The sequence below is a fragment of the Beggiatoa alba B18LD genome, assembly GCF_000245015.1.
GTDB lineage: Bacteria > Pseudomonadota > Gammaproteobacteria > Beggiatoales > Beggiatoaceae > Beggiatoa > Beggiatoa alba.
Genome location: NZ_JH600070.1, coordinates 2,364,893 through 2,371,703, shown reverse-complemented (window position 1 = coordinate 2,371,703; position 6,811 = coordinate 2,364,893). Strand labels below are relative to the sequence as shown.

General features: G+C 44.4%; 7 protein-coding genes. 1 reads left to right on the top strand and 6 read right to left on the bottom strand.

The annotated features are described in order from the left end of the window. Positions 1–140 precede the first annotated feature (140 nt). From rsxG to BEGALDRAFT_RS09745, 6 genes are all read right to left on the bottom strand, one after another. Complete coding sequence (gene rsxG, locus BEGALDRAFT_RS09770) at positions 141–767, bottom strand: electron transport complex subunit RsxG (protein ID WP_002686103.1); 627 nt, start codon at positions 765–767, stop codon at positions 141–143. Positions 768–770: 3 nt separating this feature from the next. After that, on the bottom strand, positions 771–1,799 hold the full coding sequence (gene rsxD, locus BEGALDRAFT_RS09765; protein ID WP_002686102.1) for an electron transport complex subunit RsxD: 1,029 nt from the start codon (positions 1,797–1,799) through the stop codon (positions 771–773). A gap of 93 nt (positions 1,800–1,892) precedes the next feature. Then, a complete protein-coding gene (gene rsxC, locus BEGALDRAFT_RS09760; RefSeq protein ID WP_002686101.1) occupies positions 1,893–3,470 on the bottom strand; it encodes an electron transport complex subunit RsxC in 1,578 nt (525 codons plus the stop codon). Continuing rightward, positions 3,467–4,054, bottom strand: coding sequence for an electron transport complex subunit RsxB (gene rsxB / locus BEGALDRAFT_RS09755; protein WP_002686100.1), 588 nt, complete (start codon positions 4,052–4,054; stop codon positions 3,467–3,469). Before rsxB ends, rsxC begins: the two co-directional genes overlap by 4 nt. After that, the gene (gene rsxA / locus BEGALDRAFT_RS09750; protein WP_002686099.1) at positions 4,051–4,632 is read right to left on the bottom strand and encodes an electron transport complex subunit RsxA; all 582 of its coding nucleotides are present in this window, start codon (positions 4,630–4,632) and stop codon (positions 4,051–4,053) included. The genes rsxB and rsxA overlap by 4 nt, the downstream gene beginning before the upstream one ends. A 330-nt stretch (positions 4,633–4,962) precedes the next feature. Continuing rightward, positions 4,963–5,673, bottom strand: coding sequence for a tetratricopeptide repeat protein (locus tag BEGALDRAFT_RS09745; RefSeq protein ID WP_002686098.1), 711 nt, complete (start codon positions 5,671–5,673; stop codon positions 4,963–4,965). Between the two features lie 246 nt (positions 5,674–5,919). On the opposite strand from BEGALDRAFT_RS09745, the gene BEGALDRAFT_RS09740 reads away from it, so the two are divergent. Then, positions 5,920–6,543 carry a glutathione S-transferase family protein gene (locus BEGALDRAFT_RS09740; RefSeq protein WP_002686097.1) on the top strand — a complete coding sequence of 208 codons (624 nt, stop codon included), beginning with the start codon at positions 5,920–5,922 and terminating at the stop codon, positions 6,541–6,543. Positions 6,544–6,811: the final 268 nt, after the last annotated feature.

Below are 6,811 nucleotides of genomic sequence, written 5' to 3'. Positions count from 1 at the left end.
AAAATTTTGTGAATTCTGATTCAGACAAGTTATTGTCTTTTTAAAAGAAACTCGCCGAACTCAGGTTATTAATTTCTTGGTTTAAGGGTTTTAAATCCTGTTAATCCTGAAAATCCTGATTCAGACAAATGCTTGTCTTTTTAATCAAACAACCCCGCTTTTTCCTCCCGATAAAACAACAAGGCTTTATGTACCGCTTTCACCACCGCGCGGGGGGTAATGGTCGCGCCACTGAATTGGTCGAAAGTCCCGCCGTCGCGTTTGACTTTCCAGCCATTTTCTGCTGGGTTTGTCAGTGACTTGCCCGTAAAGTTTAAAATCCATGCAGAACGGCGTTCTTCTATTGCATCGCCAAGCCCTGGGGTTTCTTGGTGGGAAACGGTGCGCACGCCTAATAATGTGCCGTCGTAGGCAATGGCTACAAGCAAGTAAATATTTCCGCTATAGCCGTCAGGGGCGACAATGTTAAGCACAACGGCAGTGGGGTTGCCTTGTTGGCGGGCGCGGTAGATGGTTACAGGGTCGGCAATGCCTAGGGCTTGGGCGTTGGCGATTTGTTTGGTGTCGTTGCTTAAGTCATTATCGTGGAGGCTGTCAGGGACGAGGACGGCAAGATTACGGGTTAATACGGCGCGTTCGTTGGCTTGGATTTGTGCAGCGGTGATGGCGTAGCTGATAGCAACGAGGGCACTGCCAATAATGCCGAAAAAGGTGAGTATCAGCATGGCACGAATGGGGCTGGGGAATTTGTCTAGCAGGGTGAGCATGTTTTATTTCTCGCCAAAAACGCGGGGTTGGGTGACGTAGTCTAGGGCTGGTACTGCCATATTCATGAGGAGTACGGCAAAGGCAACGCCATCAGGGTATCCCCCCCATGTGCGGATGATGTATATCAGACAGCCGATGCAAATGCCGTAAATCAGTCGTCCTTTGTCGGAGGTGGCAGCGGTAACGGGGTCTGTGGCGATGAAGAAGGCGCATAACATGGTGGCTCCGCTGAAGAGGTGGAAGAGCGGAGAGGGGTAGTGGTTGGGGTTGATGAAGTAGAAGAGGCTGGCGAGGGTGAAAAGTCCCGCGAGTACACCAACAGGAATATGCCAGCTGATGATTTTTCGGTAGAGTAGCCAGCATCCGCCCAGTAGAACGGTGAGACTTATCCATTCCCAACCTTTCGCGCCGAAGATACCAAATAGGGGGTTGTCTTTCACTTCGGTGACGGAGCGGAGTTGTCCTAGTCCAATACGCATGGTGTCTAAGGGGGTCGCGCCTGTGATGGCATCAACGGTGAATCCGCTGAGACTTTGCCCGTAAAAGCTGAGGCTAAGGCTGTCTGTAAAGGTGGGGTAGTGTTCTAGTAGGGCATTGACGGAGGGCCAGCGACTCATATCGGCAGGGAAGGAGATGAGCAGGAGGGCATAGCCGACCATGGCGGGGTTAAAGGGGTTGTTGCCAAGTCCGCCATAAATATGTTTGGCGAAGATAAGCCCAAAGGCAACGCCGAGTATAGTCATCCACCAGATAGTAAAGGGGGGGAGGGCGAAAGCGAGTAGCCATGCCATGACGAGCGCGCTGCTGTCGTTGAGGAAAAGGCGCAGGGGATAGCCACGTAGCCAGAGCATGAGGCTTTCGACGGTGATAGCGGTAAGGCTGGCAATAAAGAGGTTGATAACGATACCCCAGCCGAAAAACCAGACGTAAATGCTAATAGCAGGTAGTAGGGCATAGAGCACTTGGCGCATGATTTGTGAAACATGCGTTGGCGCATGGGCATACGGTGCAGATTGCTGAATAAAATTCATGATTTTTAGTGTTTTAGAGATTTAAGAGGGTTCGCGCAATCGATTATCGGTTAAACAGGTCATATTTAACCGATAGGCGTTTAGGATGTTTTTTTAAAGCGTTTGCGGGTCGTTATTGTTATTGAGCGTGCTATTGGTTTGTTTTGCTTTCGCACGTTCAAGAGCGGCGGCAATCACCGCTTGTTTTGAGGCTTGGGCATCGTCGCTGTTGGCTTCTTCGACTTTATCGGGTAGCACTTTTTTCTGTTGATGTTTAGCAGCTTTGGCGGCTTTTTCGCGTTCTAAACGGCTTACACGGAATTCATGACGTTGTCGGGCGTTGTCGGCTTTGCGTTTTTCTTGGTCGGCTTCACGAATTTCGGTTTTTGCATAGCGGTAATAGTCCACTAGCGGAATATGGCTAGGGCAAACGTAGCTACAACATCCGCATTCGATGCAGTCAAAAAGATGTAAATCACGGGCTTTGTCGAAGGCTTTGGCTTTGGCGTGCCAATAGAGTTGTTGTGGTAATAGGTTGACAGGGCAGGCGTTAGCACACGCGCCACAGCGAATGCAGGGGAGTGGTTGCGCAGGTTGTAGAATGTCGTCAGCGCAGGAGGCGATGAGGCAATTGGTGGTTTTGATGATGGGTAATTCATCAGTTGGTAAGGTAAAGCCCATCATGCTACCGCCCATAATCAGGCGACGAATATCGGTTTTAACCCCACATTGTGCGAGTAAGTCGCGCATGAGTGTACCGAAACGGACTTCTAAATTTTTGGGGTGGCTGATGCCATTGCCTGTAACGGTGACAATCCGAGAAATTAACGGCTTGCCATAGGTAACAGCTTGATAAACAGCGCGGGCGGTTTCGACATTGTGAACCACTATGCCGACATGCGCAGGGAGTTGGCTACGTCCTACTGCTTTATTGGTTAATACTTTAATCAGTTGCCGTTCTCCGCCTGTGGGGTAGAGCGAGGGAATTTTGATAATTTCAATATCTGTCCCTTGTGCAACTTGTTGTAAGGTTTCAAAAGCAGCGGGTTTATTATCTTCTACGGCGATAATACAGCGTTTAGCACCGCCTAAAACGTGCCGTAAGATTTGCGCTCCGCCAATAACATCCGCAGGACGTTCGCGCATTAAGCGGTCATCGCACGTGATATAGGGCTCGCATTCAGCCCCGTTTAAAATCAGGGTGTCTATGCCTTGCGGTTTTAATTTAAGGTGTGAGGGAAAGCCTGCGCCACCGAGTCCGACAATGCCCGCTTGGGCAATGTGTCGCCGTACTAACGCGGGGTCTAATTGGGCATAGTCCGTTAAAGGTGTTGCGTCGATAGCCTCATCTTTACCATCGGTTTCAATGATGACACAAGGGGCTTGTAAACCTGAAGGGTGAGGGACAGCGCGGGCTTCAATGGCAACCACAGTGCCTGAACTGCTGGCGTGTACAGGCGCGCTAAATAGGTTTTCGTAGTCCTCGCTGTGACAACAACGCCCAATAATTTGCCCTTTTAACACCTGTTGCCCTACATGAACGACTGGTTCTGTCGGGATACCGATATGTTGTAACAGGGGCAACACTAAGTAACGCGGAATGGTAGCGGGAATAATGGGGGATTCGCTGGATAGGGTTTTGTGTCCAGCAGTTTTAATGCCACCACGAAAATGCCAAAGTGCCGAAATCATAATGCGGTTTCCATCCGATGTTGCGGGAGTTCTTCAACCTTGAAGCGGAAAACAGGATAGGGATATTTCCACGTTTGTGTCGTGGGCTGAATGGGAGACATACGAATACAATCGACGGGGCAAGGGGCAATACATAATTCGCAACCTGTGCATTCTGATGCAATAATAGTGTGCATGTGTTTTGCGCTCCCTAAAATCGCATCAACGGGGCAGGCTTGAATGCAAAGTGTACAACCGATACAAGTTTGTTCGTCAATCACAGCAACTGCTTTAGGCTTTTCAACGTGGTGCTCTTCGCTTAACGGTTTTGGCTCACGGTCTAATAAGTGAGCAATCGCTAACATGCCACTTTCGCCCCCTGGAGGACACAAATTAATCTCCGCGCTACCGTTTGCTATCGCTTCCGCGTAGGGATGACACCCTGGGAAACCACATTTACCGCATTGTTGTTGCGGTAAAATTGCATTGATTTCCTCAACAATGGGATTTCCTTCTACTTTAAATTTAACAGCAGCAATCCCTAAAATCAGTCCAAAAACCAGCGTTAATCCCGCCATGAGTAAAACAGCTAATAAAACACTCATCCTTTTACCAACCCTGCAAATCCCATAAATGCCATAGACATAATACCAGCGGTAATCAGCGCAATCGGTGCGCCTTTAAACAATGTCGGCACATCTGCAACCGTAACCCGCTCCCGCACCGCTGCAAAGAGAACAAGCACCAGTGAAAAACCAATAGCCGCCCCAAAGCCATAAACTGTCGATTGTAAAAAATTATGTTGGGTTTGCACATTGAGCAGGGCAACACCTAATACAGCACAATTTGTTGTAATTAACGGTAAAAATATCCCAAGCGATTGATATAACAACGGGCTGGTTTTATGAATAACCATTTCTGTAAATTGCACAACAACGGCAATAACCACAATAAATGTAATGGTACGTAAAAAAGTCAAATCTAAAGGGGTTAGTAGAAATACATCAACCAGATAGCTACACACAGCAGATAAGGTAAGCACAAACGTTGTGGCTAAACCCATTCCGACAGCTGTTTCTAACTTACTAGAAACACTCATAAAAGGACAAAGTCCTAAAAACTTCACAAGCACAAAGTTATTGACTAAAACTGTGCTGATAAAAATCAATAAATAATCTGTCATTACAAGCTACTCGAACAACATGTTAAACATCAAAATGATGAATATAGTTATAAAATGTTTTTATGAATCTGACTATTAAAGACCCATACATTTATTGTAAAGAAAAATGTTTTTTCTGCTATCAAAAAAACTATTTTTCTTTGTCTTAGAAGTATACTGAAGTTCTGTATGGGGGGGACAACATCAGCATTAAATAATAGGGTTTGTTTTATTCATGATTTTTACTATAGCTAACGCACTATCAAATAAAAAAAGGGATACCACCGCTTGAAGCGGTGGTATCCCTCATATGCCCGTTAATTGAATTCACTTTATGGTGCGGTTGCTATATTACTCTTCATATTGACCTGAAAAGAATAATCCGCCATCAACGAATATTTGTAGCTTGCCGTCTTGCGCCACGACATTAACATAAGCACCATACTTTGCTATGTATTCTAAATGAGGGCGTGCTTCTGAAAACTGACCGATTTCGCACAATAGACGAATCAAATTCAAGTGACTTGGAAAATAGTTTGGGTTAGTTTTTAATGCGGTTCTAAACAAGCGCAGAGCCAAATCAATTTTTCCTTGTTTCTGGTAATGTATAGCTAATTCATTGTTAGCACCCGCATGTGACGGATGCGTGAGTAATAACTTGATTAGTTCTTCTATCGCACGTTCCTCTTGTCCCATCTCTCTTAAACAGAGCGTTGTGTTATACCAAGGTCGTGGGTCTTTTTGATCAAGTTGCATGGCCTTTTTGTAAGCAGCCAGTGCTTCCGAATAATTTTGTAAACATTGATACGCCCGCCCAAGTTGGTTCCAATGCAATGTATGTTCTTTGATCCGATTTGCTTGCATAAAATAGCCAATGGCTTCTTCTGTTCTACCCATTTCCAGCAAAACATAGCCCAGATCATGCAAGTTTTCGCAGTCATTGGGATTTTTTTCTACGAGTCGAGTATATATCTGCAAAGCGGGTTGTAAATCGCCGTTTTGCAGACCCTTCTGAAGGGCGCGCTGTGCCGATTTTTTGCTAGGACCAAAGCGGGAAAACATACCATATCTCCTTTTTAAAATTAGCTAAAAACCGCAAAAGCAATGTTAGCTAAGGGAATTGATAAACAAACTGTGATGGAATTAACAGGCTTAAGTGCGGAAGAAATTCAGATTTACAAATAAAATCAGATGGATGTTTTTATTTTCTTGATATTATTACAAGTGATTAAATGGATTTTATAAGAGTTTATCTATCACATACACTACAATAACCCATTTTTGAGGCGTTTTAGAGGGAACTTAAACATGATGAAATTTTATTTTACGCCAGGTTCTTGTTCGACAGGGATTCATATTTTATTAGAAGAAATTGGATTAGTTTTTGAAGCATATGTCGTAAATTTATTAGCGGGTGACCATCAAAAACCTGATTTTTTAGCCATGAATCCCAAGGCGACGATTCCCGTTTTAGTCTTGGATGATGGACAAGTATTAACCGAATTTCCCGCCATTGCTTACTGGTTAGCGCGGACTTATCCAAAAGCGAAGTTATTACCGACAGAATTAGCAGCAGAAGTACAAGCCATTGAAGTAATAAGTTATGTTGTGGGTACTGTCCATGGTCAAGGCTTTACCCGTATTTTTACCACAGAACGCTTCACCCCGAATGTTGCTGACTATGGGATTGTTAAAGCGCGTGGGCATGAGATTGTAAAAGAATGCTTTACCGTGCTGAATGAACAATTAGCAGGCAAAAAATACGTTTTAGGGGATAATTTCTCTATTGCAGATGCAGCATTGTTTTATGTTGAATTCTGGGCTGTACGCATTAATATTGAATTACCTGAACATTGTCTTGCACATTATCAGCAAATGTTATCGCGCCCTGTGGTACAACAGGTATTAAGAGAAGAAGGTTATCGTTATTAATAATAACCTGAGTTTGGCGAGATTTTTTAAAAAGACCCGCATTTGTCTGAATCAGGATTTTCAGAATTCACAGAATTTAAACCCCTTGAACCAAAAAATTAATGCGAATCACGCTTTTTAATTCTGCTAATTCTGAAAATCCTGTGAATTCTGATTCAGACAAAAAAGACCTGCTAAGATTTTAAAATTTAACAGGTTTCTGTTTTATTTTATAAATCTCGCAAAACTGAGGGTAATAATAATGACACTATCAGCTTTAATTTTTTAA

Coding starts and splice junctions, on each gene's coding strand:
- BEGALDRAFT_RS09740 (WP_002686097.1), top strand. CDS start 5,920: ATGATGAAATTTTATTTTACGCCAGGTTCTTGTTCGACAGGGATTCAT.
- rsxG (WP_002686103.1), bottom strand. CDS start 767: ATGCTCACCCTGCTAGACAAATTCCCCAGCCCCATTCGTGCCATGCTG.
- rsxB (WP_002686100.1), bottom strand. CDS start 4,054: ATGAGTGTTTTATTAGCTGTTTTACTCATGGCGGGATTAACGCTGGTT.
- rsxD (WP_002686102.1), bottom strand. CDS start 1,799: ATGAATTTTATTCAGCAATCTGCACCGTATGCCCATGCGCCAACGCAT.
- rsxA (WP_002686099.1), bottom strand. CDS start 4,632: ATGACAGATTATTTATTGATTTTTATCAGCACAGTTTTAGTCAATAAC.
- BEGALDRAFT_RS09745 (WP_002686098.1), bottom strand. CDS start 5,673: ATGTTTTCCCGCTTTGGTCCTAGCAAAAAATCGGCACAGCGCGCCCTT.
- rsxC (WP_002686101.1), bottom strand. CDS start 3,470: ATGATTTCGGCACTTTGGCATTTTCGTGGTGGCATTAAAACTGCTGGA.